Origin of the sequence: Glycomyces sp. YM15 (assembly GCF_016918015.1) — a bacterium.
Taxonomy (GTDB): Bacteria; Actinomycetota; Actinomycetes; order Mycobacteriales; family Micromonosporaceae; genus Glycomyces.
Map to the genome: position 1 here is coordinate 196,210 of NZ_JAERMK010000004.1, position 25,539 is coordinate 221,748.

18 protein-coding genes and 1 pseudogene are annotated in these 25,539 nt (G+C 71.2%); 7 read left to right on the top strand and 12 right to left on the bottom strand.

Annotated elements, in window-relative coordinates; all coding sequences use genetic code 11:
* Positions 1-13 precede the first annotated feature (13 nt).
* From JHY01_RS06590 to hemE, 8 genes are all read right to left on the bottom strand, one after another.
* On the bottom strand, positions 14-2,785 hold the full coding sequence (locus JHY01_RS06590; protein ID WP_205324815.1) for an EAL domain-containing protein: 2,772 nt from the start codon (positions 2,783-2,785) through the stop codon (positions 14-16).
* A gap of 164 nt (positions 2,786-2,949) precedes the next feature.
* On the bottom strand, positions 2,950-4,635 hold the full coding sequence (locus JHY01_RS06595; RefSeq protein WP_205324816.1) for a hypothetical protein: 1,686 nt from the start codon (positions 4,633-4,635) through the stop codon (positions 2,950-2,952).
* Between the two features lie 108 nt (positions 4,636-4,743).
* Entirely contained in the window at positions 4,744-6,588 is a 1,845-nt protein-coding gene (ilvD, locus tag JHY01_RS06600) for a dihydroxy-acid dehydratase (RefSeq protein ID WP_205324817.1), read from the bottom strand.
* A gap of 198 nt (positions 6,589-6,786) precedes the next feature.
* Positions 6,787-7,212 (bottom strand): S24/S26 family peptidase, encoded by a 426-nt coding sequence (locus tag JHY01_RS06605; protein WP_205324818.1) that lies wholly within the window; start codon positions 7,210-7,212, stop codon positions 6,787-6,789.
* Positions 7,199-7,402, bottom strand: a complete 204-nt coding sequence (locus JHY01_RS06610) for a hypothetical protein (protein WP_205324819.1) — start codon at positions 7,400-7,402, stop codon at positions 7,199-7,201. Before JHY01_RS06610 ends, JHY01_RS06605 begins: the two co-directional genes overlap by 14 nt.
* Before the next feature lie 9 nt (positions 7,403-7,411).
* Positions 7,412-8,125 carry a hydrogen peroxide-dependent heme synthase gene (gene hemQ, locus JHY01_RS06615; RefSeq protein WP_307814287.1) on the bottom strand — a complete coding sequence of 238 codons (714 nt, stop codon included), beginning with the start codon at positions 8,123-8,125 and terminating at the stop codon, positions 7,412-7,414.
* 40 nt (positions 8,126-8,165) lie between these two features.
* Positions 8,166-9,563 (bottom strand): protoporphyrinogen oxidase, encoded by a 1,398-nt coding sequence (gene hemG / locus JHY01_RS06620; protein ID WP_205324820.1) that lies wholly within the window; start codon positions 9,561-9,563, stop codon positions 8,166-8,168.
* A 5-nt stretch (positions 9,564-9,568) separates the two neighbouring features.
* Positions 9,569-10,624, bottom strand: a complete 1,056-nt coding sequence (gene hemE, locus JHY01_RS06625; RefSeq protein ID WP_205324821.1) for a uroporphyrinogen decarboxylase — start codon at positions 10,622-10,624, stop codon at positions 9,569-9,571.
* Positions 10,625-10,879: 255 nt separating this feature from the next.
* On the opposite strand from hemE, the gene JHY01_RS06630 reads away from it, so the two are divergent.
* On the top strand, positions 10,880-12,094 hold the full coding sequence (locus JHY01_RS06630) for an HRDC domain-containing protein (RefSeq protein WP_307814288.1): 1,215 nt from the start codon (positions 10,880-10,882) through the stop codon (positions 12,092-12,094).
* Between the two features lie 67 nt (positions 12,095-12,161).
* Here JHY01_RS06630 and JHY01_RS06635 read toward each other — a convergent pair whose 3' ends face one another.
* The 3 genes and pseudogenes from JHY01_RS06635 to JHY01_RS28035 all read right to left on the bottom strand — a co-directional run.
* Positions 12,162-12,581, bottom strand: coding sequence for a type II toxin-antitoxin system VapC family toxin (locus JHY01_RS06635; RefSeq protein WP_205324822.1), 420 nt, complete (start codon positions 12,579-12,581; stop codon positions 12,162-12,164).
* The gene (locus JHY01_RS06640; RefSeq protein ID WP_205324823.1) at positions 12,581-12,727 is read right to left on the bottom strand and encodes a hypothetical protein; all 147 of its coding nucleotides are present in this window, start codon (positions 12,725-12,727) and stop codon (positions 12,581-12,583) included. The genes JHY01_RS06635 and JHY01_RS06640 overlap by 1 nt, the downstream gene beginning before the upstream one ends.
* 6 nt (positions 12,728-12,733) lie before the next feature.
* Positions 12,734-12,841: pseudogene (locus tag JHY01_RS28035) on the bottom strand (hypothetical protein); the annotation flags it as partial.
* A gap of 423 nt (positions 12,842-13,264) precedes the next feature.
* On the opposite strand from JHY01_RS28035, the gene JHY01_RS06645 reads away from it, so the two are divergent.
* From JHY01_RS06645 to JHY01_RS06665, 5 genes are all read left to right on the top strand, one after another.
* The gene (locus JHY01_RS06645; protein ID WP_205324824.1) at positions 13,265-14,455 is read left to right on the top strand and encodes a thiolase family protein; all 1,191 of its coding nucleotides are present in this window, start codon (positions 13,265-13,267) and stop codon (positions 14,453-14,455) included.
* Complete coding sequence (locus tag JHY01_RS06650; RefSeq protein WP_205324825.1) at positions 14,455-16,539, top strand: 3-hydroxyacyl-CoA dehydrogenase NAD-binding domain-containing protein; 2,085 nt, start codon at positions 14,455-14,457, stop codon at positions 16,537-16,539. Before JHY01_RS06645 ends, JHY01_RS06650 begins: the two co-directional genes overlap by 1 nt.
* A 279-nt stretch (positions 16,540-16,818) precedes the next feature.
* A complete protein-coding gene (locus JHY01_RS06655) occupies positions 16,819-17,937 on the top strand; it encodes a hypothetical protein (RefSeq protein ID WP_205324826.1) in 1,119 nt (372 codons plus the stop codon).
* 366 nt (positions 17,938-18,303) lie between these two features.
* Positions 18,304-19,146 (top strand): hypothetical protein, encoded by an 843-nt coding sequence (locus JHY01_RS06660; protein WP_205324827.1) that lies wholly within the window; start codon positions 18,304-18,306, stop codon positions 19,144-19,146.
* Positions 19,147-19,383: 237 nt separating this feature from the next.
* Complete coding sequence (locus JHY01_RS06665) at positions 19,384-21,669, top strand: SCO7613 C-terminal domain-containing membrane protein (protein ID WP_205324828.1); 2,286 nt, start codon at positions 19,384-19,386, stop codon at positions 21,667-21,669.
* A gap of 197 nt (positions 21,670-21,866) precedes the next feature.
* On the opposite strand, the gene JHY01_RS06670 is transcribed toward JHY01_RS06665, so the two are convergent.
* Positions 21,867-22,520, bottom strand: a complete 654-nt coding sequence (locus tag JHY01_RS06670; protein WP_205324829.1) for an NADPH-dependent F420 reductase — start codon at positions 22,518-22,520, stop codon at positions 21,867-21,869.
* A 179-nt stretch (positions 22,521-22,699) separates the two neighbouring features.
* On the opposite strand from JHY01_RS06670, the gene JHY01_RS06675 reads away from it, so the two are divergent.
* Positions 22,700-25,339 (top strand): SCO7613 C-terminal domain-containing membrane protein, encoded by a 2,640-nt coding sequence (locus tag JHY01_RS06675; RefSeq protein WP_205324830.1) that lies wholly within the window; start codon positions 22,700-22,702, stop codon positions 25,337-25,339.
* The last annotated feature ends 200 nt before the right edge of the window (positions 25,340-25,539 follow it).

Genomic DNA, 25,539 nt, shown 5'->3' on the forward strand with positions numbered 1-25,539 from the left:
TCCGGCCCGTGAGTCAACTTTTCTCAGACTTCGGGACGTCGTTCGGCGTGTCGCCGGTCTGCGGGGCCTCGGCCGCATCGTCCGGGACGGTCACCGGCGCGACCGGCTCGGCGGGCGCACTCTGCGCCGGGAGCGCCGGCGGCAGGGACTTCGGGTCGTCGGCGAGCCAGCGCGTCAGGTCGTCCGGTTCCATCGGTTTGGCGAGCAGGTAGCCCTGGACGAGCGGCGCTTCGGCGGCGATCATGGCGTTGAGCTGCGTGTCGGTCTCGACGCCTTCGGCGATGACCTCCATGCCGAGGAGGCGCCCGAGTTCGACGGTGACGGCGGCGAGCGGGCCGACGCCGCCGTCGTCCTTGGCGACGAGGTCGCGGTCGATCTTGAGGATGTCGACCGGGAGCCGGTCGAGTTGGCCGAGCGAGGAGTAGCCGGATCCGAAGTCGTCCAGGGCGATCCGCACGCCCGCGCCGCGGAGGGCGCTGAGCTGGGCGACGAGCGTGTTCATCTGGTGGGAGAAGTCGTGCTCGGTCACTTCGAGGACGAGGCGGCGGGCCGGGACGCCCGCGGCGATGAGCGCGGTGTTCACTTCGGTGGCGAACAGGTGCGTGTGGAGTTCCTTGACGGAGACGTTCACGGAGATCCAGGCTTTGATCCCGGCGGCGGCCCAGGTGGCGAGCTGCTCGGCGGCGCGGTTGACGGTCCAGACCGCGAGGTCCTGGGTGAGACCGGACTCGGTGGCGGCGGGGATGAACTCGCCGGGGCTGACGTGGCCGAGCCGGGGGTGGTGCCAGCGCATGAGGGCTTCGGCGCCGACGATGGAGCGGTCGGCGGTGGCGAACACGGGCTGGTAGACCAGGCGGAGCTCGTCGCGGCGGATGGCGCCGCGCAGTTCCTGGGTGAGCTCGTTCCTGCGGCGCACCTTGCGGTCGAATTCGGCGTCGTAGGTGGCGTAGCGGTTCTTCCCGGCCTGTTTCGCGGCGCGCAGGGCGAGGTCGGCGTTGCGCAGGAGGATCTCGGGGTCGCCGAGGCCTTCGGCGGCGGTGGCGATGCCGACGGAGCCGGTGGTGAAGACGGTGGACTCGTCGTGGAAGTCGTAGGGCTCGCCGAGGCGGGCGACGAGGGCTTTGCCGGTGGCGACGGCTTCGGACCAGCTGGCGCGCAGCAGGATCGCGAATTCGTCGCCGCCGAGGCGGGCGCCGACGTCGGTGGGGCGCAGGAGTTCCTTGATGCGCCTGGAGACTTCGACGAGGAGTTCGTCGCCGAAGTCGTGGCCGCGGGTGTCGTTGACGTTCTTGAAGCCGTCGAGGTCGAGCAGGAGCAGTGCGGTCTGGTGCTCTTCGGCGCTCACGCCGTCTTCGAGGCTCTGGAGGAGCGCGCGGCGGTTCGCGAGGCCCGTGAGCGGGTCGGTGTAGGCCATGCGGGCGAGTTCGGTCTCGAGGCTGCGGCGGGCGCCGACGTCCTCGACGCGGGCGACCAGGCCCCGTACTTGGGGTTTGCCGCGGAGGTCCGTCACGACGGTCTCGGTGTGCCGCCAGCGCCGGGCGGAGTCGCGCACGCGGACGTTGAGGGAGACGTGGCGGGTGTGGCTGATGCCGTCGAGGAGGGCGCGGAGGTCCTCTTCGGCGCCGCGGCGGTCGTCGATGTGGACGAGGTCGAGGAAGGACGCGCCGACGCAGCTGCCGGATTCGGTGGCGGGCCGCCAGGCGGAGTCCTCGGGGTGCCAGGTGACGGTGAGGTCGGGGTCGAGGACGAGGACGGTGTCGGAGGCGACTCCCACGATGGCGGAGAGCTTGCGCTGGCGGGCGGCGGCTTCGCCGGTGACGCGGCGGACGTCGAAGTAGGTGAGGACGAGGCGGGCGGCGAGCGCTCCGGCGGCGGCGAGGGCGAGGAGCGCGGCGTCGAGCGGGAGGGCGCCTGCGTGGGCGCCGTTGAACAGCACTGCGGCGGCGGCGAGTCCGGCGGCGCCGCCCATGACGGTGTAGTGGACGCCGGGGTAGTTCGGTTTGTCGACGGGGGCGGGTTTCTGGGTGCGGGCGAGGTAGGTGACGCCGAGGAGGGCGGCGCAGGTGGCGACCCAGGCGACGGACCACCAGAGGACGCGTTCGTCGGGGCGGTTCCACTGCCAGGTGATGAAGGTGGCCATGGCGGTGAGGTGGACGGCGAAGACGGCCATGTACGCGAGGGCGTGGCGGCGGCGCCACCGCTGGATGCGGAAGGTGGTGGTGAAGCCGACGCCGAGCATGATGACCCCCATCATCGCGGGGATGACGATGGCGAGGTCGCCGTCGGCGAGGTGGCCGCGGTACTGCTGGAAGAGCGGTCTGAAGGCGAGGAGCCAGAGGGCGAAGAGGAAGCAGAGGCCGACGAATGCGCCGTCGACGAGGCGGCGCTGGACGGCTTGGGGGTCCCAGCCGTTGTCCGGGAGCCGGAGCAGGGCGAGGGACCAGATGACGACGGCGGTGCTGAAGCCGAGGCCCGCGGTGACGGAGGCGGCGCCGCCGGGGAGCCAGCAGGAGGCGGCGATCGCGGCGGCGATGGTCTGGATGCCCGCGGCGAGGAGCTGGTAGGTGACGCGGCGGCCTGGTGCGATGCGTCCGGCGGCGCGCCACATGAGGAGTCCGGCGCAGGCGGCGCCGATGCCGCCGAGGACGGCGGCGGAGGCGGGGTCGATGCGCGGGAAGGCCGAGTGCGCGCCTACGACGATGACGGCGGTGAGGACGGAGCACCACACTGCGGCGGTCGCGATCCATGACAGCAGCTGCCGCACGCGGCGGGGGGTTGGCGCCATCCACTGACCCAATCGTAGGAAACTTCGTGCTTAACAGGATGCCGCATCCTCGTACCGATGCGTATCGGGCCCTCCGCAAGTGCGGGCGGGGGTGCCGCGTGGGCCTGCGGGAGTCCGACTTCGCCGGGATCGCGGCTTACGGAGCCTTGCGGCCCGCGAGCGGGTCATCCGTTGAGCGCGTCCGGGCCGGGTTCGCTGAGCGCGTTCGGCGTCGGTTCGGCGGGCAGTGCTTCGCGGAGGCGTTCGAGGGCCGCTCCGGTGGCGAGGCCGTGCTCGGTCGCTTCGCGTTCCTGCCGTTCGGCGTCCTTGCGGGCCTTGACGAGCGCGGTGCGGATCTCGGCGAGCTGGTCGTCGCGGCGCGCGCGGTCCTTCGTCGCCTTGCCCGCGTCGCCGCGGTACTTCCAGATCGGGATGATCGCGGCGGCGGCGAAGAGGACGGCGGCGAACCACTGTCCGAAGAGGATCATGAGGACGCCGAGGAGGCCGAGTGAGGCCGCGATCGCGATGGCGAGGGGCTTCGAGGGTTCGGCGGCGGCGAAGGCCTGGTCGACGCGGCGTTCGACGGCGGCGAACTGCTCGGGGTCGTGGCCGTCGCTGGTGACGGCGATGTACTCGCCGCGGCGGCGGACGGTGACGGTGACCTCCCCGGTGGTGCCGAGCGAGGCTTCGAGGCGGTCGAGGCGCGAGCGGAGGATCGGTGCGGTGAGGTCGAGGGCGAGGCGGCGCAACGGGACCGGGGCCTCGGGGTCGAACAGGTCGCGGCGGACGAGTTCGGCGAAGGTCCCGGCCGGGGCGGCCCATGAGCGGCGGTCGGCTTCGCGCCCGTCGGGAGCCGGGTCGAGCTCCGCCATCCGCCGTACGATCGGCAACTCGGCGGGGCTCGGCTCCTCGATGAGTTCCTGCAGGTAGCAGCGCCAGGCGGTGTCGTCGTAGGGCGGTTCGTCGCGGCGCCGTCCGCCGGTCTCGGCAGTGGTGCCGTCAGGATTCGCCTCGTCTTGCGGCGGCTCGCCCGCGTTCGCGGCGGCTCGGTTCGCGGGGTCGGGCTCCGCCGTGAAATGCGCTTCGAGGGCCGCGAAGGCTTCGGCGTGCGTCGCGCCGAACTGCTCGATGGTCTCGTCCCAGTCCGCGAGGGTCTCCTCGTCGAGCGCCGCCGCATCGAAGCGTTCGCGCAGCAGCGAGGCGATCTGCGCCTCGGCGCCCGGCCCGAAGGCGCCGAGCGCCGACTGCTCCCACAGCGTCCGCCAGCCGTGGGCGACCTGGCCCGGTTCCACGACGCCGAGATCGGCGGACTCGGTCAGCAGCCGCAGCACTGCCGCGTCGATGAACGCGGGCTGGCCGAAGCAGCGGCCGACCGCGAGGCTGAACAGCTCGGTGCGCACCGCGTCCCGCTCGCGCGCGTTCTCGAGCCCGGTCTTGAGGTCCGTGAACGCGTTCCCGGTGCTGCGCTGCTCCGGCACCCGGTCGCGCAGCACCAGCGGCAGCACCGCGGCGGCCGCGGACGGCAGCCAGTAGCCGGGCACGTCCTCGAAGCCGTGCAGGAGCGGCCGGCGGCCCTCGGCGATGGCCCGGACCGTGTTCCGGATCGCCTTGCGCGCCTGGTACTCGTCGAATTCGACCTGCTGGAACCGCAGCTCGGTCCAATCGAGGACCGCTTCGATCCGCTCGGAGACGGAGTCGAGCTTCGAGTCGACCTGCTGCTTGAGCTGCTGCTGGGCGTCCTCGAACCGCCGGGCCTGGCGGGTCCGGGCCCGGCGTTCGGCGGACAGTTCTTCGTCGAGGTCGTTGATCGCGCTGGTCTGGGACCACTCCTGCGAGAAGTCCGACCAGTTCCATTGGCTCACACGGGCCATCGGGCACACTCCGGGGGAATCGCGGGGTTCGGGCGCTGTTCATTGTGCCCGGAACGCGCCAACGGCGGGGTCCCCCGAGAAAAGGGGACCCCGCCGCCGGCGGTGAAGCTAGTTGACCTTGCGGACCGCGCCGTCGCTGGCCGGGGTGGCCATCGAGGCGTACGCCTGCAGGGCGCGGGAGACCACGCGGTTGCGACTCACCGGAGTGTAGGGCTGCTCGCGCTTCTCCTGGGCCACGCGGCGTTCGGCCAGCACGGCGTCGTCGACCCTCAGCTCCAGCTTGCGCGCCGGGATGTCGATCTCGATGATGTCGCCGTCCTCGACGAGGGCGATCAGGCCCTCGCCCGCGGCCTCGGGGCTCACGTGCCCGATCGAGAGGCCGGAGGTGCCGCCGGAGAAGCGGCCGTCGGTGATGAGCGCGCACTTGCGGCCGAGGCCGCGGCCTTTCAGGAACGAGGTCGGGTAGAGCATCTCCTGCATGCCGGGGCCGCCCTTGGGGCCCTCGTAGCGGATGACGACGACTTCGCCCTCCTGCACGGACTTGTCGAGGATGCCCTGCACCGCGTCGTCCTGCGACTCGAAGACGCGCGCGGGACCGGTGAAGGTCCAGTTCTCCTCGGGCACGCCCGCGACCTTGACGACGCAGCCGTCCACGGCGAGGTTGCCGAACAGGACCGCCAGGCCGCCGTCCTTGGTGTAGGCGTGCTCGACGGAGCGGATGCAGCCTTCCCGTGAGTCGGTGTCGAGGCTCTTCCACCGGTTCGAGGTGGAGAAGGCCTGCGTGGTGCGCACGTTGCCGGGCGCGGCGTGGTACAGCTCGATCGCCTCGGGGGCGGGGGACGCCGCGCGGATGTCCCACTTGCCGAGCCAGTCCGCCATCGACGGGGAGTGGACGGTGTGCACGTCGTCGTTGATGAGGCCGCCGCGGTACAGCTCGCCGAGGATCGCGGGGATGCCGCCGGCGCGGTGCACGTCCTCCATGTGGTACTTCTGCGAGTTCGGGGCGACCTTCGACAGGCAGGGGACGCGGCGCGAGATCGCGTCGATGTCCGCGACGTTGAAGTCCAGCTCGGCTTCGCGGGCCGCCGCGAGCAGGTGCAGGATCGTGTTCGTGGACCCGCCCATGGCGACGTCGAGTGCCATGGCGTTCTCGAACGCCTGCCGAGTGGCGATGTTGCGCGGCAGGACCGACTCGTCGTCCTGGTCGTAGTAGCGGCGGGCCAGGTCCATGACGACGCGGCCGGCTTCGGTGAAGAGTTCGCGGCGGGCCGTGTGCGTGGCGAGGGTCGAGCCGTTGCCCGGCAGGGACAGCCCGAGGGCCTCGGTGAGGCAGTTCATGGAGTTCGCGGTGAACATGCCCGAGCAGGAGCCGCAGGTCGGACAGGCGGACTCCTCCATCTTGAGCAGCTGCGCATCGGAGACGTCGTCGTTCGCGGCGGCGATCATCGGGTCGATGAGGTCGAGCTTCTGCGTGACCACGCCGTTGACGTCGATCGTCTTGCCGGCCTCCATCGGGCCGCCGGAGACGAAGACGACCGGGATGTTCAGGCGCAGCGCGGCCATGAGCATGCCGGGGGTGATCTTGTCGCAGTTGGAGATGCACACGAGTGCGTCGGCGCAGTGCGCGTTGACCATGTACTCGACGGAGTCGGCGATGATCTCGCGGCTGGGCAGGGAGTAGAGCATGCCCGCGTGGCCCATGGCGATGCCGTCGTCGACGGCGATCGTGTGGAACTCCTTGGAGACGCCACCGGCTTCGGCGATGGCCTCGGCGACGATGTCGCCCATGTCCTTGAGGTGCACGTGTCCGGGGACGAACTGCGTGTACGAGTTGGCGATGGCCACGATCGGCTTGCCGAAATCGGAGTCGGTCATGCCCGTTGCGCGCCAGAGCGCGCGAGCGCCCGCCATCTGGCGGCCGTGAGTGGAAGTGCGTGAACGTAGCGCTGGCATGGATCAAGTCTGCCACGTTCCAGATATTGGAATGCGTCGCCCGAACCTTAGGATTGACTAAGGCGATGCCGAGGGATGATCAGCTGAAGCCATGATATGCCCGATATATCCCCTTCAGGGCCCGTCCGCGGCGAAGCGTGCGAGCCATGAAGGAACGGAGCGCAGGAGCACCCGGACGGGGTGACACCGCCGATACGGTCAGAACTCGCGAACCATCGTGCCGAAGACGGCCGCCGCCGGGCACGGCCCGTGGCGGCGGGAGTCCTCCCCCGCGGGGTTGTCGCCGAGCAGGAAGTAGTGCCCGGGCGGGACGGGATCGCCGGAACCGGGCATGGGCTCCCCCGGCCCGGCGGCGACGCGCTTGATCCACCACGGCCCCTTGGCCCGCTTCGTCTCCGACCAACCGAGATCCGGGTCCGGCGCGGCGACCACCACGATGTCGCCAGCGGCGATCCGCCGCGTCCGCTTCGCGAGGACCTCATGCCCGTCGCGCAGCGTCGGCTCCATCGAGGCGCCCTCGACCTTGACCAGCACCCAGCGCCGACGCAGCTGCCGCACCGACTCGGCCATGAGCGCGGCCACGGCGACCAGCGCCAGCATGGAGAGCCAGTCAGAAGAGGTCATCGATGCCGCCGTCTTCGGTCTCTTCCTGCGGCTTCCTCCGGAAGCGCTCGAAGATCGAGAACGAGGTCAGGCCCAGTGCGGCCATGACCACGACCACCCCGTAGACGAAGCAGGCCGCGACCAGGACGACTACGAGGATGTTGAGTGCCACGAAGCCCGGTGCGGAGCCGTCGACGTTGATGGGGTCCATGCCCAGACCCTACGGCAGGTCGTTGATGATGTCGGTGATGGAGCGGCGCTTTCCGGTATAGAACGGGATCTCTTCGCGCACATACAGTCTCGCGCGGGAGGCGCGCAGTTCGCGCATCAGGTCGACGATCCGGTGCAGCTCGTCGGCCTCGAACGCGAGGATCCACTCGTAGTCGCCGAGCGAGAAGGCGGGGACGGTGTTCGCGCGCACGTCCGGGTAGTCCCGCGCCATCTGGCCGTGCTCGCGCAGCAGGTCGCGGCGCTCCTCGTCCGGGAGCAGGTACCAGTCGTAGGACCGCACGAACGGGTAGACCGACACGTAGCCCTTCGGGTCCTCGGTGAGGAACGCCGGGAGGTGGCTGCGGTTGAACTCGGCGGGGCGGTGCAGGGCCATGTTCGACCAGACCGGCGCGAGGTGGCGGCCGAGGGCGGTGCGGCGGAAGTCCGAGTAGGCCTTCTGGAGCTGGTCGCTGGACTCGGCGTGCCACCAGACCATGAGGTCGGCGTCGGCGCGCATCCCGGTGAGGTCGTAGGTGCCGCGCACGGTGACGCCCTGGTCGCCGCAGTGTTTCGCGAAGAACGCCTCGGTGTCGCCGGCGAGGTCCTGGCGGATCGACGGCATGGGCTCCTGGACGCGGAACACCGACCACAGGGTGTAGCGGATGGTCTCGTTCAGTTCCTTGATGCGCTGCGCGTTCGGGTTGTTCCCATGGTGTTCAGCCACGTTGCGGCCCTTCTCGTTCGAGTCCTTCAACTGCTTGTGCTCAGTGACGGTTCACCGAGGCTGCGATCGCGTCCGCCGCGCGCTGGCCGGAGGCGATGCACGCGGCGATGCCGACGCCGTCCACGGCGGCGCCGGCGATCGCGATGTCGCGATGCGCGCCGAGCGCTTCGCGGGCGGCGGCGATGCGGGCGTCGTGGCCCGGGGCGTACTGCGGGAGGGCGCCGCCCCAGCGGTCGATGCGCTGCTCGAGGGGGTCGGGCAGGCGCCGGCCGAGGTGTTCGCCGAGCTCGCGGAGGGCGGTCTTGGCGAGGGTGGCGTCGTCGTACTGGAGGAGGGCCTCCTCGCCGATGCGGCCCATGGAGACGCGCACGATCTGGCGGCGGCGGCCGAGGTGCGGCCACTTCTTGCTGGCGAAGGTGGCGGCCTTGACGGTCTTGCCTTCGGACGCGGGCGTGAGGAAACCGGAGCGCTCGGGCAGGTCGATCTGGTCGAACGCGAAGGCGGCCAAGGCGACCGAGGCGTAGGCGACGCCGGAGAGTGCGGCGGCGGCCTGGGGCTCGACGTCGCGCAGGAGCACGGCGGCCGGCGAGGCGGGGACGGCGAGGATGACGGCGTCCGCTTTGATCTTGATCGGGTCGGGCACGGGCCCGGCGATGACCTCCCAGCCGTAGGGGGTCTGGCGGAGTTCGCGCACGGTCATGCCGAGGCGGATCTCTGCGCGTGCGGTGGCCGAGGTGGCGGTGACGAGCCGTTCGAGGCCGCCGTCGATCGTGGCGAACACCGGCTTGCGGGGCCCGTCGCCCGGGGGGCGCTTGATCTCGTTCACCGCGTCGGTCAGGCGCGAATGGCGTTCGAGGGCGGCGGCGAGCTGGGGCATGACCGCGCGGACGGAGAGCCGGTCGACGTCGCCGGCGTAGACGCCGCCGAGCATCGGGGCGACCAGCCGGTCGAGCACCTCGTCGCCGAGGCGGGAGCGGACCAGCGCGCCGACGGACATGTCCGCGCCGGGTTCGAGGATCGGCAGGCCGTTGTCGGGGCGCTCCTTGGCGTTCGCGATGGCCGCGACGTCGGCGGGGTCGCCGGGGATGCCCATCATGTGCCCGGCCGGGAAGTCGAGGAGTTCGCCGCCGATGCTCAAGGCGGGTTTGGCGGCCGAGGGGTGGACGAGCGCGTCGCCGAGGCCCACGGCCCTGGCGAGCTCGATGGCCTCGGGCCGGGCGGCCAGGAGCGATTCGGCGCCGGTCTCGACGGGGCGTCCGGCGAAGTCGACGGTGTGGATCTTGCCGCCGAGGCGCATGGCCTGTTCGGCGACGACGATCTCGGCGTCGGGGCCGAGGTGCTCGCGCAGGCGGTGCGCGGCGGCGAGGCCGGTGATGCCGCCGCCGACGATGAGGACCCGGGTCCGGCCGGGCGTGCCCGTCAAGCGGGCGGGCGTCATCGGGCTCATCGAGCGGTGGCCCCGTGACTGGACCTTTCATGAACACGGTCGACCACGAGCTTGAGCTTCGCGGGGTCGGAGTCGGGGAGGACGCCGTGGCCGAGGTTGAAGATGTGGCCCTTGGCGCCTTTGGCGGCGTCGAGCACGGCGTCGGTCTCGCTGATGAGCGCCTCGTCGTCGGCGAGGATCAGGGCCGGGTCGAGGTTGCCCTGGAGGACCTTGTCGGGCAGGCGCTTCGCCGCCTGGTCGAGCGGGATGCGGAAGTCGACGCCGCTGACTTCGGCGCCGGTCTCGGTCATGGCTTCGAGGAGGTGCCCGGTGCCGACGCCGAAGTGGATGCGCGGCACGGAGTTCGCGACGCCCGCGAGCGCGGCGGTGGAGTGCGGCAGCGCGAACTCGCGGTAGTCGGCCTCGGAGAGCGCCCCGGCCCAGGAGTCGAAGAGCTGCACGGCCTGCGCGCCGGCCTCGACCTGGACGCGGAGGAATTCGCCGCAGATGGCGGCGAGGCGTGAGGCGATGCCGTGCCAGACGTCGGGCTGGGACTTCATGAGCGCCTTGGTCTTCGCGTGGTCGCGGCTCGGGCCGCCCTCGACGAGGTAGGACGCGAGGGTGAAGGGGGCTCCGGCGAAGCCGATGAGCGGCGTGTCGCCGAGTTCCTTGACGAGCAGGCCGATGGCCTCGGTGATGTAGGGGACGTCGCACGGGTCGAGGTTGCGCAGGCGCTTGACGTCGGCCGCGGTGCGGAAGGGCTCGGCGACGACGGGGCCGACCCCGGGGACGATCTTGACGTCGACGCCGATGGCGGCGAGCGGTACGACGATGTCGGAGAAGAAGATCGCGGCGTCGACGCCGTAGCGGCGCACCGGCTGCATCGTGATCTCGGCGACGAGCTCGGGGGTGCTGCAGGCTTCGAGCATCGTGGTGCCGGCGCGGGCCCGCTTGTACTCGGGCAGCGAGCGCCCGGCCTGGCGCATGAACCAGACGGGGGTCCGGCTCGGCGCTTCACCGCGGCAGGCCGCGAGGAACGGGGACGCTGTGGGTACCGCTGCTGCATTCGACACGGTCCAATCCTGTCACGCCGACCGCACGGTCGCCCGCAGCGGCGAGTGCGATGTGGCCCGCATCGGTGCGACCGCTTTCCGTCCGTGCCGCTGCGATGTGGCCCGCACTCGCGCTTGAAGTGTGGCGGACGACCCTTCGCATGGCCGTCCATTATGGAGTGCAAAATAGGCGATTGACCCACTATCGGGTGGAAATCGGTCTCCAGCGCGGCGGGGCAGTAGCGCGGGCAGGTTACCTGGCCGTACGGTGAACAAGTGACCGATCCCCAGCCCGAAGTCGAAGCCGAACTCCTCACCGAGCCGCGTGAGGGCATGCCGCCGCTCATCCAGACCTCCGCCGAGCTGGCGGAGGCCGCCGAGCGTCTCGAGGCCGGGTCCGGTCCCATCGCCATCGACACCGAGCGCGCCTCCGGCTTCCGCTACTCGGGTCGCGCGTATCTCATCCAGCTGCGCCGCGCGGGCGCCGGGTCGGTCTTGGTCGACCCCATCCCGATCGAGGACCTCGCGCCGCTGCGCCGCGCGCTGACGGGCCCCGAGTGGATCCTGCACGCCGCCAGCCAGGACCTGCCGTGCCTGGAGGAGCTGGAGCTGCGGCCCACGAAGCTGTTCGACACCGAGCTCGCGGCGCGCCTGTGCAATTTCGAGAAGGTCGGGCTCGCCTCGATCACCGAGCAGCTCCTCGGCTACCGCCTGGAGAAGCAGCACTCGGCGGCCGACTGGTCCTCGCGCCCGCTCCCCCACGACTGGCTCGTCTACGCCGCGCTCGACGTGGAGCTGCTCACCGAACTGCGTGGGAAGCTCGCGGCGGAGCTCGCCGATCAGGGCAAGTCCGAGTGGGCCGAGGCCGAGTTCGAGCACGTGCGCCTCGCCGGTCCGCCGAAGCCCCGCAAGGAGCCGTGGCGGCGCACCAGCGGCATCCACAAGGTGCGCGGCGCCAAAGCCCTCGGCCGGGTCCGCGCGGTGTGGGAGGCCCGGGACGACCTGGCCCGCAAGCTCGATCGCGCCCCGGGGAAGGTCCTGCCGGACGCGGCGATCGTCGAGGCCGCGACCGCGGACCCGACCGACTTCGCCGAGCTGATGAGCCTGCCCGGTTTCCGACGCCGCGGCGGGCGCACGAACGCGCGCCTGTGGCTCGCGGCCCTCGCCGACGCCCGCGAGGTTCCGAGCGACGAGCTGCCCTCGACCACCCCGCCTCAGGACGGCCCGCCCGCCACGCACCGCTGGGCCGACCGCGACCCGGTCGCGGCCGAACGCCTCGCCGCCGCCCGCGAGGTCGTCACCGCGACCGCCGAGGAGCACAACCTCCCGCCCGAGAACCTCATCGCGCCCGCCCTGGTCCGCGGCCTCGCGTGGGAACCGCCGAAGAAGGTCTCCGAGCAGCACATCCGCACGCTGCTGGCCGAGAACGGCGCGCGGGAATGGCAGATCGGCCTCCTGGCAGCAGGCCTGGCGAAGGCCCTCGAGGCCTGAGCGCGAACGAAAAGGCAACGGCGGGAACGCCGCTGCCCTGATCGGTCGCGATAGAGCGGGGTGCCGGTCAATCCTTCCAGGGGTCGATGAGCGTAATGCCGACCTCGTCGAAGTCCTTGGTGTTCCGGGTTGCGAGCATGGCCCCGCGAGTGAGGCAGATGGCCGCGATCATGGCGTCCTCCATGGTGATCGGGCGACCGAGTCCATTCCGCTCGGAGATCACCCTCGGGATCATGTCCGCTGCGGCGAGGTCGAAGTCTTCGATGCGATCTCGGAGTTCCTCCCTGACGAGCCGGTCGATCTTCGATTCGAGTTCGACCCGCTTGTGTCCTTGGGCCATACCCGCCGTGCCGATGCGCAATTCAGCCACTGTGATAGCGGTAATAGCGATCTCGGCCCGCCCGACCGTGCGAAGCCAGTGTTTGACTCGTCTATCCGGTTCAGGCCGAAATCGCTCGGAGACGACGTTCGTATCAAGGATGATCATCAACCGAAGTCCACCGGCCTGAACTTGCCTTCGCGGCGCGGGATCACGAACTCGCCGAAGCCTTCGGAGTCGCCCATGATCTCCTCGAACATCGCCTCGGCCGAGCTGTCCCCAGCCTCGTCGGCATCCTTGATCCGGAGGATCATCGCTCGAAGCTCCGCTTGCATGGAGCGGTCGTGTTGGGCCGCTCGAATCTTCAGCCACGTGTAGGTTTCCGGGTCTAGACCTCTGAGGTAGACCGCCCTGGTTGCTTCTGCCATCGTTGTCACCCCCTGACGATATCGATGCTACCGCGAAGAACCTGGGAGCGACACACCTTCGGGGATCCTCCGGTTCGATCGGGCCGGGCCGCCCTTCGCAACAGACGGCTTCGCCGCAGGCAAGGACGGCGCCGGAAGCGCAGGTCGCGTCCTCGACGCTGGTCCACCGGACGACGAGGCCGCCCGAGGCGGGGAGGGTGAGCGCGACCGCGACGAGCGGCACCACTCGGGGCACGAGGGGTTCCGGGACCGGATCGCGGGGTTCGCTCACGCGGCACACCCTGGTTCTGACGTGCCGGGACGGCCGTCCGTGAAAGCATCGGGAAGTCCGCCCGGGGCGGGCCGTGACTTCGAACTTACTTGCGGGTAACATTCGTTGTGACGTTGCACTCTCAACGCTGCATACCCAAAGGAGGGGCTGGCGTGAACGACACCATCCGCGATGTCGTCTTCGTCGACGGGGTTCGGACCCCGTTCGGCAAGGCGGGGAAACTCTTCGAAGAGACCCGCGCCGACGACATGATCATCCGCTGCATCAGGTCGCTGCTGCGCCGCAACCCGGGGCTGCCGCCTGAGCGAGTAGACGAAGTGGCCCTCGCGGCCACCACGCAGATCGGCGACCAGGGCCTCACGCTCGGCCGCACCGCCGCGCTCCTGGCCGGACTGCCGAAATCGGTGCCCGGCTACTCGATCGACCGCATGTGCGCGGGCGCGATGACGGCGGTGACCAGCGTGTCGTCCGCGATCGCCGCCCGACAGTACGACATCGCCATCGCCGGGGGCGTCGAGTCGATGTCGAACCACCCGATGGGCGAGGGCGTCGACCCCAATCCGCGCATCATCGCCGAGAAGCTGGTCGACCCCGAGGCGCTCAACATGGGCAACACGGCGGAGAACCTGCACGACCTCTACCCGCACATCACCAAGGCACGGGCCGACGCGTACGCCGTGGGCACGCAGCAGCGCTACGCCGCCGCCGTCGAGCGGCTCAGCGCCGACGTCACCACGATGGCCGCGCGCTCGACCGACGACGGCTGGACCGTCGCCACGGCCGACGAGCTGCCGCGCCCCGGGACGACCCTGGAAGGCCTCGCCTCCCTGCGGACCCCGTTCCGCCCGCACGGCCGCGTCACCGCCGGCACCTCCGCGCCGCTCACCGACGGCGCCACCGCGTGCCTCCTGGCCGACGCCGAGACCGCCGCAGAACTGGGGCTGCCCGTGGCCATGAAGATGGTCGGCTTCGCGTTCGCGGGCGTCGACCCCGAGACCATGGGCTCGGGTCCGATCCCGGCCACCGAGAAGGCCCTCGCCCGCGCCGGGCTGTCCATCGAGGACATCGACCTGTTCGAGATCAACGAGGCCTTCGCCGTCCAGGTCCTGGCGTTCCTCGACCACTTCAAGATCGCCGACGACGACCCGCGCGTCAACCCGTGGGGCGGCGCCATCGCCATGGGCCACCCGCTGGCCTCCTCGGGCGTGCGCCTCATGACGCAGCTCGCCCGCGAGTTCGCCGTGCACCCCGAGGTGCGCTACGGCATCACCACCATGTGCGTCGGCCTCGGCCAGGGCGGCACGGTCATCTGGGAGAACCCGAACTTCAAGGGGGCCAAGTAATGTACGCGACTCCGCTCGACCTTCCCGATTTCGAGGAAGAGGTCGTCACCGAGGCCCACGTCCGGTACCTGCGACCGCGCGGGCTCGGCGGCAAGGCCGCGCTCATCACGCTCGACAACGGCTACGACCACACCAAGCCCAGCTCCTTCGGACCCGGCGGGCTCAAGAACCTGTGGCGCGCACTCGACGAGGTCGAGTCCGAAGAGGACGTCAAGCTCATCGCCGTCACCGGCAAGCCGTTCATCTTCCTGGCCGGGGCCGACATCAAGCTCATGCCGAGCCTCGAATCCCGCGAGCAGGGCCTCATGCTCGCCCAGGCGGGGCACGCGGTCTACAAGCGGCTCAAGGACTCCGCCGTCCCCACGTTCGCCTTCATCAACGGCGTCGCCCTCGGCGGCGGCTTCGAGCTGGCGCTCCACTGCCATTACCGCACGGTGAGCACCAGCGCCAACGGCCTGGGCCTGCCCGAGGTCTCGATCGGGCTCATCCCCGGTTGGGGCGGCTCGCAGATCCTGCCGAACCTCATCGGGGTCGAGAAGGCCGCGCAGGTCATCGTCGGCAACCCGCTGAACCAGAACAAGATGCTGCGCGGCACCGACCTCGTGCCGATGGGCATCGCGGACGCGCAGTTCGAGGGCGCGGACTTCCTCGAGGAGTCGCTGGAGTGGGCCGTCAAGGTCGTCTCCGGCGAGACCGCGGTGGAGCGCCCCGAGATCGACCGGGACGTGTGGCCGGCGGTGATCGCGGGGGCGCGGCAGCTCGTGGACGAGAAGGTCCACAACGCTTCCGCTGCGGCCGTGCGGGCGCTGGACCTGCTGGAGCTGGCGCGGACCGCCACGTTCGAGGAGGGCTCGCTCGCCGAGGACGAGGCGCTGGCGGATCTGGAGGCCGGACCGCAGTTCCAGTCGAGCATCTACGCGTTCAACCTCGTTCGGGCCCTGGGCAAGCGCCCTGAGGGCGCGCCGAGCCCGGGGCTGGCGAAGGAGATCGGCAAGGTCGGCGTGGTCGGGGCCGGGCTCATGGCCGGGCAGATCGCGCTCATGTTCGCGCGGCGGCTCGAGGTGCCGGTCGTGATGACGGACCTGGACGAGGACCGGGCCCAGAAGGGCCTGGCGTACGTGCGGGCCGAGATCGACAAGCTCGAGGCGAAGGGCCGCACGTCGAGGCTCAAGGCCGCGAAGCTGCGCTCGCTCGTGTCGGCCAGCGCGGACAAGTCCGTGTACGCCGACTGCGATCTGGTGATCGAGGCGGTGTTCGAGGAGCTGGGCGTCAAGCAGGCGGTGTTCGCGGAGATCGAGCCGATCGTCTCGGAGGAGTGCCTGCTGGTCACGAACACGTCGGGGCTGTCGGTCACGGCGATGGGTTCGAAGCTGGCGCGTCCGGAGCGCCTGGTGGGGATGCACTTCTTCAACCCGGTGGCGGTCATGCCGCTGGTGGAGGTCATCGCGACCGACAAGACGGACGACGAGACGCTGGCGACGGCGTACGCGGTGGCGAAGAAGCTGAAGAAGACCGCGGTGGGTTCGGCCGACCGTCCGGCGTTCATCGTGAACCGGCTGCTGGGCCGGATGCTCGCGGAGGTCACGGGTGCCGTGGACGCGGGCACGCCGATCGAGGTCGCCGATGTGGCGCTCGACGAGCTGGGGCTGCCGATGCGGCCGTTCGCGCTGCTGGAGCTCGTGGGGCTGCAGGTGGCGTGGCACTTGTGCCAGCACCTGAACGAGGACCTGGGGCCGCGGTTCCCGGCGTCGCAGAACCTGCGGCGCATGGCCGAGGCCGCCTTCCCGGTGTTCGACGCCGCGGCGAAGGGCAAGGGGCGGCTGACCGAGGAGGCGAAGGGCCTGATCGAGCTGGGCGACGAGCCGTCGTCGGCCGAGGAGGTCAAGGAGCGGGTGCTGCGCGGTCTGGCCGAGGAGGTACGGTACATGCTCGATGAGGGCGTGGTGCCCTCGCCGAAGCAGATCGACCTCGCGATGATCATGGGCGCCGGATTCCCGTTCTGGCTGGGAGGGCTGACGCCCTACCTTGATCGGGCGGGGATTTCGTCCGCGGTGTCCGGTTCGGCGTTCGCGGCGGCAGGCTGAGTGTCGCCGGTCACGTTATCTTTCAGGCGAGTCCGGTCCTGTCCGTAAGGATGAGGCCGGACTCGTCTCCTGGACCGGCGGGGTCGGCGCTAACACGGCAGGAATGGACAGGAAGCCGAACGGGAGCGGTATACCGCAGCTTCCCGGCGAATCCCCCAAGTCGAAACGCCTGGGTCGTGATTGCTTTCCGGGTTGGGCTTCCTTTGAAGTGACCGGTTTTTGGCTGGCTATTTCTGCTCTTACGTTTGGCCGGTGCGAAACCGCCAGACGAATGAAGGCGTGACTGGCTTCGCCCAGAGCGCCGCCCTCTCCATCCGTAAACGACTGAAACCGCTGATCAGCGGGGTGAACGAACGGTTCCAGAACTGGAGCTCCCGCCTGGGAGCGCTCCTGGCGGCCCTCGTGGTGTTTCTTCGGGACACCGCTGCTCCGGCCGCGGCGACCCTCCTCGGACGACTCCGTGACTTCACGGCTCCCGCCGTAGAGCGGGTCCGAGCCGCCGCGATTCCGGCCATCGAGCGCGTCAAGCCGCTGATCTCCTGGACGCGCCGCCGCCTCCAGCCCTGGACCGCCCTGCTGCAGGACGTGGCCTTCGTCGTCGCTTCGAAGGTCGCCGACCTGGCAAGGCCGCTCGTCTCCAAGGTCGTCGACCTGGTGAAGCCGCTCGTCTCCAAGGTCGTCCACCGATTCGGCCTGCGCATGACCGTCATGGGCACCGCCACCGCGATCTTCATCGGCTCCACCGGCGGCACCGCCTGGGCCATCACCAGCATGGAAGAGCCGACGACGGGCCAGTCGTCCTCGAGCACCGTCCTCGCGGCCGAGGTCGAGCTCTCCAAGGAGTCCGCAGCGGCCGCCGCGAACCAGATCTCAGCCGAGCAGCGTGCGGCCGCGGAGGCCCAAGCCGAGGCCGAGGCCAAGGCTGCGGCCGAGGCGGCGAAGAAGGAAGCGGCCACGCCCAAGCCCGTCGGCGGGCTCAGCAAGCTCCAGATGGCCAACGCCGTCGCCATCATCGAGGCCGGCAAGGACGAGGGCCTGGGCCGGGACGCCTGGGCGGTCGCCCTCGCGACGGCCATGCAGGAGTCCAAGTTCCGCAACTACGCGAACGTGAACGTCCCGGAGTCCTACGACTACGACTACCAGGCCGAAGGCTCGGACCACGACTCGGTCGGCCTCTTCCAGCAGCGCCTTTCCTGGGGCGAGGTCGAAGACCTCATGAACCCGAAGAAGTCGGCCTCCAAGTTCTACAAGGCGCTCAAGCGGGTCGACGGCTGGGAGCACATGTCGGTCACCAAGGCGGCGCAGACCGTCCAGGTCTCGGCATTCCCCGACGCCTACGCCCAGTGGGAGGACCTGGCCTGGGACATCATCGAGTCCTATGAGAAGGCCAAGTCCTAGCACACGAAGAAGCTTCTCTTCCGCCTCCCGAAGGAACGGGCCTCGCAGCTTTGCTGCGGGGCCCGTTCCCGTACGCGCCGCAGGCGTAACCAACACGTTCCGTCACCATTCGACGACTCCGGTGACATGAGCGCGATCACATCAACATTCGGTGGTTTCATTTTCATCCGACAGGCGCCGACGCCCCCGCCGAATGGCGGAGCGGAACACGCCAGGATCACCGGGATCGCGCACGATTGCCGCGATACGGCCGCTGCCGGGCAAATGCCGTGGTCCTACCGACCAGTAGAGAAACCCCTTTCCGACCTGGGAATTCCCTGAGAAGCCCGCCCTTGACCTGGGCTTTTCCGTCCCTACGGTTGCCCGGTGCATTTTGCCAAGATCTTGGAAGGCGTGACCGGCACGGTCCGGAGCGCCGCCGCCGGTATCTTCCAGCGGTCGAGCAATTTCCTCTCCGGCGAGGGCGAGCACCACCGGGTCCGCCGCCTCGCCGTCGTCGGCATCGCAGCCGCCGTCTTCACCGGCACCGGCGCCACCGCCGTGTGGGCCATCAGCAACACCGAGGAGCCCCTCGTCGAGACCGCCGCTGCGGCGCCCGCCGAGACGACCGAAGCCCCGGCGACCACCGCCCCGGCCCCCGCACCCGCACCCGCACCCGCACCCGCACCCGCACCCGCACCCGCCACGACCGAGGCTCCGGCCACGACCGAGGCCCCCGCCGCCCCCGCCCCCTCCCCCGAGAAGGCGCCCGCCGGGCCCGTCGACATCGACGTCAGCGACATCGACGACGAGCAGGAGGCCAACGCGGTCACCATCATCGAGACCGGCAAGGAGATGGGCTTCGACGAGCAGGGCTGGGCCGTCGCCCTCGCCACCGCGATGCAGGAGGCGAAGCTCTACAACGCCGCCTCCGAGGCCGTCCCGGAGAGCTTCGAGTACACCGACTCGGACGTCACCTACTCCGATCACGACTCGGTCGGCATCTTCCAGCAGCGCACCTCGATGGGCTGGGGCTCGATCGAGGAGCTCATGGACGTCTCGACCTCCGCGAGCAAGTTCTACGGCGCCCTCGAGGACGTCGACGGCTGGCAGAACATGTCGATCGCCGAAGCGGCCCAGTCCGTGCAGATCTCCGCCTTCCCCGACTACTACGCCCAGTGGGAAGGCCTCGCCTGGGACATCATCGACGCTTACAAGAGCGCGAGCTGAGGCTTTTCCCACCTCCCGATGGAACGGGGCCCCGCTGCTGCGACCAGAGCCGATGCACGGCTCGCAAGCGTCGCCGAGGGGGTCCCGTTCCTTATTTTCTTGCGCGGGAACCGTTTAGAGGAATCCACGAAATACCGGGGCCCTGACCGGAGCGCGCGTCCCCGTAGTTGTGCAGGCCCCACAAAGCGCGTCCGATTCGCCCCATTCACGGTTTGACAGCGCTTCGACACTGACCGTATGAACCGAACCGCCACTCCTCGGCCCGGAACCGAAGGCCCGCAGCCCTACCCCGACCCTCCTTCGCGAGACGTCCCTCCCGCCGGACGCGCCGAGCGGCGCGCCGAACTCACCACCAAGTCCGTCCAGATCGTCCTGCTGTGCCTCGGCGGGCTGCTACTGACCGCGGGCATCATCGTCTTCACCGCCGTCGCCTGGCGCCAGCTCGGCGACGGCGGCCGCCTCACCATCCTCGCCGGAGCTACCGGCCTGCTGCTCGCGGTCCCGTTGGCGCTCACCAGGTTCCGCCTGTGGGCCACCGCCGAGACCCTCGCCGCCACCGCCACGCTCGCCCTGTGGTGCTCGGCCCTCGCCGGGTACTACCTGTACCTGCCGAGCGGCACCGGGCTCACCGCCGTCGCGGTCGCCCGCTGGACCGCCCTGGTGCTCGTCGCCGCGATCCTCTACCGGATCGCCGCCCGAGTCAGCGCCCCCGGCTGGGCCCTGCTCCCGCTCGCCGCCACCGGAACGGCCTTCGCCGCGTTCGGCGAGGCCGTCACGGCGGCGCTCCACATGGGGCTCATCGGCGCGGTGCTCGCCGGTGCCGCATGGACCGTGAAGGCCGCCCCGACCCGCCACACCGCCTCCGACCAGTGGTCGGCCCGCGTGCTCATCGCCGCCGGGATCACCACCGCGTTCCTCGCAGGCCTGCGCGCCGCCTTCGGGCTCGACGCGGCGCTGCTGCCCACCGTCGCCGCCGTCGCCGGCCTGCTCGCCGCCGCCACGCTCCTCGCCCACGTCCACGCCCACGGCACCGGCACGGCCCGCCCGGCCGTCCTCGTGCTCGGACTGGCCGCCGCCACGCTCACCGCCACCACCTGGATCCTGGCCTTCCGCGCCGAGGAACCGCAGCTGGCCGTGCCCGCGTTCGGGCTCGCGATCGCCGCCATCGTCGCCTTCGCCTCCTGGAGCGACCGCGACGAGACCGTCGCCTGGATCGCGCCGACCGCCACCGCCACCGTCGCCATCACCGCCGTCGCCGCGCTGGGCGCGGTCACCACCGACGCCTCCACCCTCACCGCCTACGCCGGGGCTACCGCACTCGCGCTCGCCGCCGCGGCGACCTTCCCCGCCCCGCTGTCCACCGCCATGCGCCGCGCCGCCTCCACGGTCGGTGTCGTCGTCCTCGCCTGGTGCGCCGCCTTGAGCCTCACGGCCTTCCCGGTCGCCTTCGGCGCCGCGCCGGTCGACCTGCTGCGCTGGGAGATCCCCGCGACCGCCGCGGCATGCGCCGTCGGCGCCACCATGATCCGGTCCGGCTGGAAACGCGACTACCTCGCCCTCGTCACCGCCGTCGCCGCACTCGGCGCGGGCGGACTGCTGGACCGCCCGTGGGCGCCCACCGCGTCCTTCACGGTGGCCGCGATCGCGGCGCTCACCGTCGCCTTCGCCTCGCCCGGCCCGCGCCGCCGCGTCCTCGGATGGATCACGGCGCACCTGTGGATCGCCGCCACCGCACTCGCCGCCGCGTACGAACCCGCCCGCAACGATGTCGACATCCAGCCCGCGTTCATGGCCGCTGCGGCAGGCGCAGCCGCGCTGCTCGCCGCCGTCCACGCCAGGCCCCCGGCCTCCGCGATGGCGCGCACCGCCGCCCGCGCCTGCGCGCACGCCGCGATCGGCGTCTACCTGGCCGCCCTCGCGATCATGTGCGCCATCGACGGCGTGAGCCTCTTCGCTCCCCTGGCGTTCCTCGCCTACGCGGCGGCGCTCGCCGTCGCCGCACTCGCCGACGAGCGGCACCGCCTGGGGCACGTGCTCGGCTCATGCGCCGCCGCGATCGCCGCACAGCTCCTGCTCACCGCCTACAGCAGCACCGACACGGTCGAGTACTACACGGCCCCGCCGGCCGCGCTGCTCCTCGGCGTCGGCCTCTGGCTGCTGCGCCGCGACCCCGACACCGGGTCCTGGACCGCGCTCGCCCCCGCACTCGTGCTCGGCTTCGGGCCCTCCCTGGCCCTCGCACTCGGCCCGGACGGCGAACCGTGGCGGCGCGTCGCCGTCGGCGCCGCCGCCCTCGCGGTGCTGCTGCTCGCGGCCAACCGGCGCTGGCAGGCCCCGCTCGTGCTCGCCGCGGTCGTACTGACCGCATTGGCGGTCAACGAGATCGTGCTCGTGTGGAGCCTGGTGCCGAAGTGGGCGCCCCTGTCGGTGGGCGGGGCGATCCTGATCGCCGCCGGAGCGACCCTCGAGCAGCGCCGCCGCGACCTCGCCCGCCTCAGCCGCTCCCTCAAAGCCATGCGGTAGCGCCGCGATGGGAACGGGCGACGCGGAGCCCGACCGCTATCGGTTTCCCGGATGCACCTCCGTCCTTCAGGGCGGAGGTGCATCCGGGCGATCGCCTGCTCGCAGTCCCGCGTTCGAGCGACGAACCCACCCGTGGACGGAACGTCAACGACGAACCGCAAGCCGGGAATCTCCGCCCCTTCAAGGCGGAGAGGATGTCAACGGGCGATCTTGAAGTTGAAGCGGTTGTGGCCCAGGGCCATCCGCACCCGCAGCCAGAACGCGAGCGCGGTCTCCGCACCCCGCGCGGACTCGATGCCGCCCAGATCGAGCACGTCGGTGTGCCCCAGCTGCTCCAAGAGCGCGGTCGCGACCCGCTTGGCCTCGGCGTCCTCACCGGAGACGAACACCGTGTGGTCGCCGCCTGCCACGAGCGCCGGATTCGCCATGACCTCGAAGTTCATCGTGTTGAGGGTCTTGACGACGCGTGCGGAGGGGAAGGCCCGCTGGATCCGCTCGCCGAGCGAGGCGGTCTCGTTCGCGCCGACCAGCGGCAGGCCGTCGGACGGGGTCATCTCGTTGGCGACGTCGAGGAGGACCTTCCCGGCGAGATTCGCCTCACCGACCGACGCGAGCACGGCCAGCGAATGCGCGCCGGAACTCGCGTTGACGACCACTTCGGCGCCCGCCGCCGCATCGGCGAAGGCCGCGAGGGCGATGCCCGGCCGCTCCGCCGCCCAGGCCGCGTAGTCGCCGCGAGCGAGCGTCGCCGCCGGGTCGCGCGTGCCGACCGCGACCTCATGGCCGAGCTCGGCGAACCGCCCGGCCAGCGCTCGCCCGACCGATCCGGTCCCCAGTACTGCGATCTTCATGTCGCCGCCCTTCAAGTCGAACGTCGATTCAATCAGACCCGCGGTGGCGATCCGTTTAGAGGAATCCTGAAAGAATGGGAGCCGGATGCGGGCCCGCACGCAGTGCCCGTTGTGGCAGGTCTACAAAGCGCGTCCGTTTTGCCCGAATCACAGGTTGACAGGACCAGCACACTGTGCACATGAACACGTACAACTGCCCCCGCTGCGGCAGTCCCTCGACGGCCGAGCGGTGCCCGGCGTGCGGGCGCGGACGCGAACCGCTGCTCGAACGACTCGGCGAACTCGACGCCGTGCTCGCGGCGATGCCCACGACCCTGCAGAGCCGCGCGGCCGTCGAAGCCGAACGGCGCGGCGTGCTCGGGGACCTCACGAAGGTGGCCGCCCGCTACCTCGCCGAGGCGGAGCGCCGGGCCGCCACCGCAGAATCGTCGCCCCAGCCCTCGCCGCAGTACCAGCTGACCCCGGCTGGCCCGGTCACCGCCCCGCAGGCCGCGCCGCACACTCCGCCCGGCGGCGCGCCGCCCGTGCCCCCCGCCGGAGGGATCCGGCCGTACCCGCAGGCCGGGCTGACCCCGCCCGGCGGCGCGTACCCGCCGCCGGCCGAACGCGGCGAGGTCGGCACCAAGACCGTCCAGACCGTGCTTCTCAGCCTCGGCGGGCTCCTCGTCGCCGCCGCGCTCATCATCTTCACCGCCGTCGCCTGGCGCAACATGGGCAACGGCGGCCGGGCCGGCGTCCTCGGCGGCGTCACCCTCCTGCTCCTCGCGGTTCCGTTCGCGTTCAAGCGGTTCCGCCTCTGGGCCACCGCCGAGACCTTCGCGGCCCTCGCCGCGCTGGCGCTCTGGTGCACCACGCTCGCCGGGTACTACCTGTACCGGCCGCCGGGCGCCGACTTCGGGCCGGAGACGGTGGGCGCGTGGACCGCCGGCGTCCTCGTCGTCCTCGCCGCCTACCGGGCGTTCGCGAAGCTCACCGCGACCAGTTGGGCCATGCTGCCGCTGGCCCTCGTCGGCGCGTCGTACGCCGCCGCCGGGAGCATCGGCACCGCGATCGCGCTCATGCTCGCCATCGCCGCGACGCTCGGCGCCGCGGCCTGGGTCACCGGTAAGAACGCCAGCCACTACACCGACTCGGACCTGTGGGCCGGGCGGCTCCTCACCTGCGCCGCCGTCGTCGCGGCCTGCTCGGCGGGCCTGCGCGCGGCCTTCGGCGTCGCCGACCCCGTCGTCCCGGCGATCGCCGCCGCCGTCGCGGTCCTGGCCGCCGCCAACCTCATCGGCGTCCACCTCGCCCACCGCCTCGGCGTCTCGCTCACCACGATGCTCATCGCCGGTTCCGCCGCCGGGTCGCTCGTGCTGTGCGCGTGGGTCCTCGCGGGCCGCTCCGACTCGCCCGAACTCGTCATCCCGTCGCTCGCGCTGCTCGCCGCCGTGTTCACCCCGCTCGTGGCCGGCAAGGCCCATCGGAGGGCATGGGCGTTCAACACGGCCGTGCTCGCCGGGCTCTGCGGACTGGCCGCGTTCGCCGCCGTCACGTTCAACGCACCGGACCTGACCGCGTACTTCGGGGCGTTCCTCGCCGCGCGGCTGCTCGCCCCGGTCCTCGCGGAACCGCTCGGCGGCGCCTTCCGCACCGCCTCCTATCTGCTCGGCACCGGCACGGCAGCCGTGGCCGCCCTGATCGCCCTCTCCGGCCTCGGGTACCTGTTCTGGGGACACGATTTCGGCTGGCCGCTGTACGACGCCGAAGTGCCGCTGGTCCTGCTGGGCTTCGCCGTCGCCTCGATGCTGCTGCTGCCGCAGCGGTTCCGGTTCAACGGGGCGGCCCTCGCCGTCTCGTTCGCGATCGCATCCTCGGCGATCCTCCTGTGGGACCAGGATCAGGCCCGCTTCGACGCGCTGCCCACGATCGGCCTCATCGTCTGCGCCGCGATGGGCCTCGCCTCGGCGCTGTTCTCCGGGACGCTCACCGGCCGCTGCTCCGGCTGGGTCGCGCTCACCGTGTGGGCCCCGCTCGCCGGGGCCGCCGCCGCGAACAGCGACACGCTCTACCCGGGCGAAGGCTGGATCCCGCTGTGGCTCACCGTCACCGCCGCCACCATGCTCGTGGTCGCCGTGGGCGCTCCGCGTCGCAGCCGCCCCGACCGGGTGCTCGCCGCGGTCCTCGCCCACGTGCTCGCCGGAACCACCGCCGTGATCAGCGGACTCGTCAACGTCTTCGACTGGACGTACGACGACGGCGCCGACCTGATCCCGGCCGCCCAGTTCGGGGTCTACGCGCTCGCGCTCGCCGGGGCGGCGATCATGGCGCCGGTCCGGAAGTGGGGCTATGTGATCGCGGCGCTGTGCACCGGCACGCTCGGCTGGTGGTCGATGCTCGACGCGCTCGAGGTGCACACCCTTGAGTTCTTCACCGCGCCGCCCGCCGCGGTCGTGTTCCTCATCGGACTGTGGCGGCTGGAGAAGCGGCCGGACGTCGGGTCGTGGTCGACGCTCGCGCTGCCGATCCTCGTGGGCATCGCCCCGAGTCTGATACTGGCGCTCGAGGGCGGGAACGAGATCCGGCGCGTCGGCGTCGGGGCCGCCGCGATCGCGGTGATCATCGCCGGTCTCACGCGCCGCTGGCAGGCGCCGCTCGTGCTCGGCTCGATCGCCTTGGCGGTCATCACGGTCAACGAACTGCTGCTCCTGCGGGGCCACATCCCGGTGTGGGTCCCGCCCGCGATCGGCGGCGCGATCCTCATCAGTGTGGGCGCCACCTTCGAACGGCGCCGCCGGGACCTGCGCCGCATCAGGGAAGGGCTGAAGGCGATGCGTTAGCGGCGCAACCGGATGCCTCAGTCCAGGCGTCTTACGGAGAGCACCGGGCGTGGGGGGGGGGGCCCGGGCCCCCCCCCCCCCCCGGGGGGGGTTGGGGGGAGGGGGGGGCGGTGGCGCACGCCCCCCGCAGGCGCAGCCGCCGGGGCGTCCGCGCGCGGCGGGGGGGGGGGGGCCCCCCCCCCCCCCCCCCCCCGCCGCTG

What these genes read in the sequence shown, in the direction of transcription:
- JHY01_RS06590 (WP_205324815.1), bottom strand. Translation starts at nt 2,785, where the DNA reads ATGGCGCCAACCCCCCGCCGCGTGCGGCAGCTGCTGTCATGGATCGCG.
- JHY01_RS06595 (WP_205324816.1), bottom strand. Translation starts at nt 4,635, where the DNA reads ATGGCCCGTGTGAGCCAATGGAACTGGTCGGACTTCTCGCAGGAGTGG.
- ilvD (WP_205324817.1), bottom strand. Translation starts at nt 6,588, where the DNA reads ATGCCAGCGCTACGTTCACGCACTTCCACTCACGGCCGCCAGATGGCG.
- JHY01_RS06605 (WP_205324818.1), bottom strand. Translation starts at nt 7,212, where the DNA reads ATGACCTCTTCTGACTGGCTCTCCATGCTGGCGCTGGTCGCCGTGGCC.
- JHY01_RS06610 (WP_205324819.1), bottom strand. Translation starts at nt 7,402, where the DNA reads ATGGACCCCATCAACGTCGACGGCTCCGCACCGGGCTTCGTGGCACTC.
- hemG (WP_205324820.1), bottom strand. Translation starts at nt 9,563, where the DNA reads ATGACGCCCGCCCGCTTGACGGGCACGCCCGGCCGGACCCGGGTCCTC.
- JHY01_RS06635 (WP_205324822.1), bottom strand. Translation starts at nt 12,581, where the DNA reads ATGATCATCCTTGATACGAACGTCGTCTCCGAGCGATTTCGGCCTGAA.
- JHY01_RS06640 (WP_205324823.1), bottom strand. Translation starts at nt 12,727, where the DNA reads ATGATCCTCCGGATCAAGGATGCCGACGAGGCTGGGGACAGCTCGGCC.
- JHY01_RS06650 (WP_205324825.1), top strand. Translation starts at nt 14,455, where the DNA reads ATGTACGCGACTCCGCTCGACCTTCCCGATTTCGAGGAAGAGGTCGTC.
- JHY01_RS06665 (WP_205324828.1), top strand. Translation starts at nt 19,384, where the DNA reads ATGAACCGAACCGCCACTCCTCGGCCCGGAACCGAAGGCCCGCAGCCC.
- JHY01_RS06670 (WP_205324829.1), bottom strand. Translation starts at nt 22,520, where the DNA reads ATGAAGATCGCAGTACTGGGGACCGGATCGGTCGGGCGAGCGCTGGCC.
- JHY01_RS06675 (WP_205324830.1), top strand. Translation starts at nt 22,700, where the DNA reads ATGAACACGTACAACTGCCCCCGCTGCGGCAGTCCCTCGACGGCCGAG.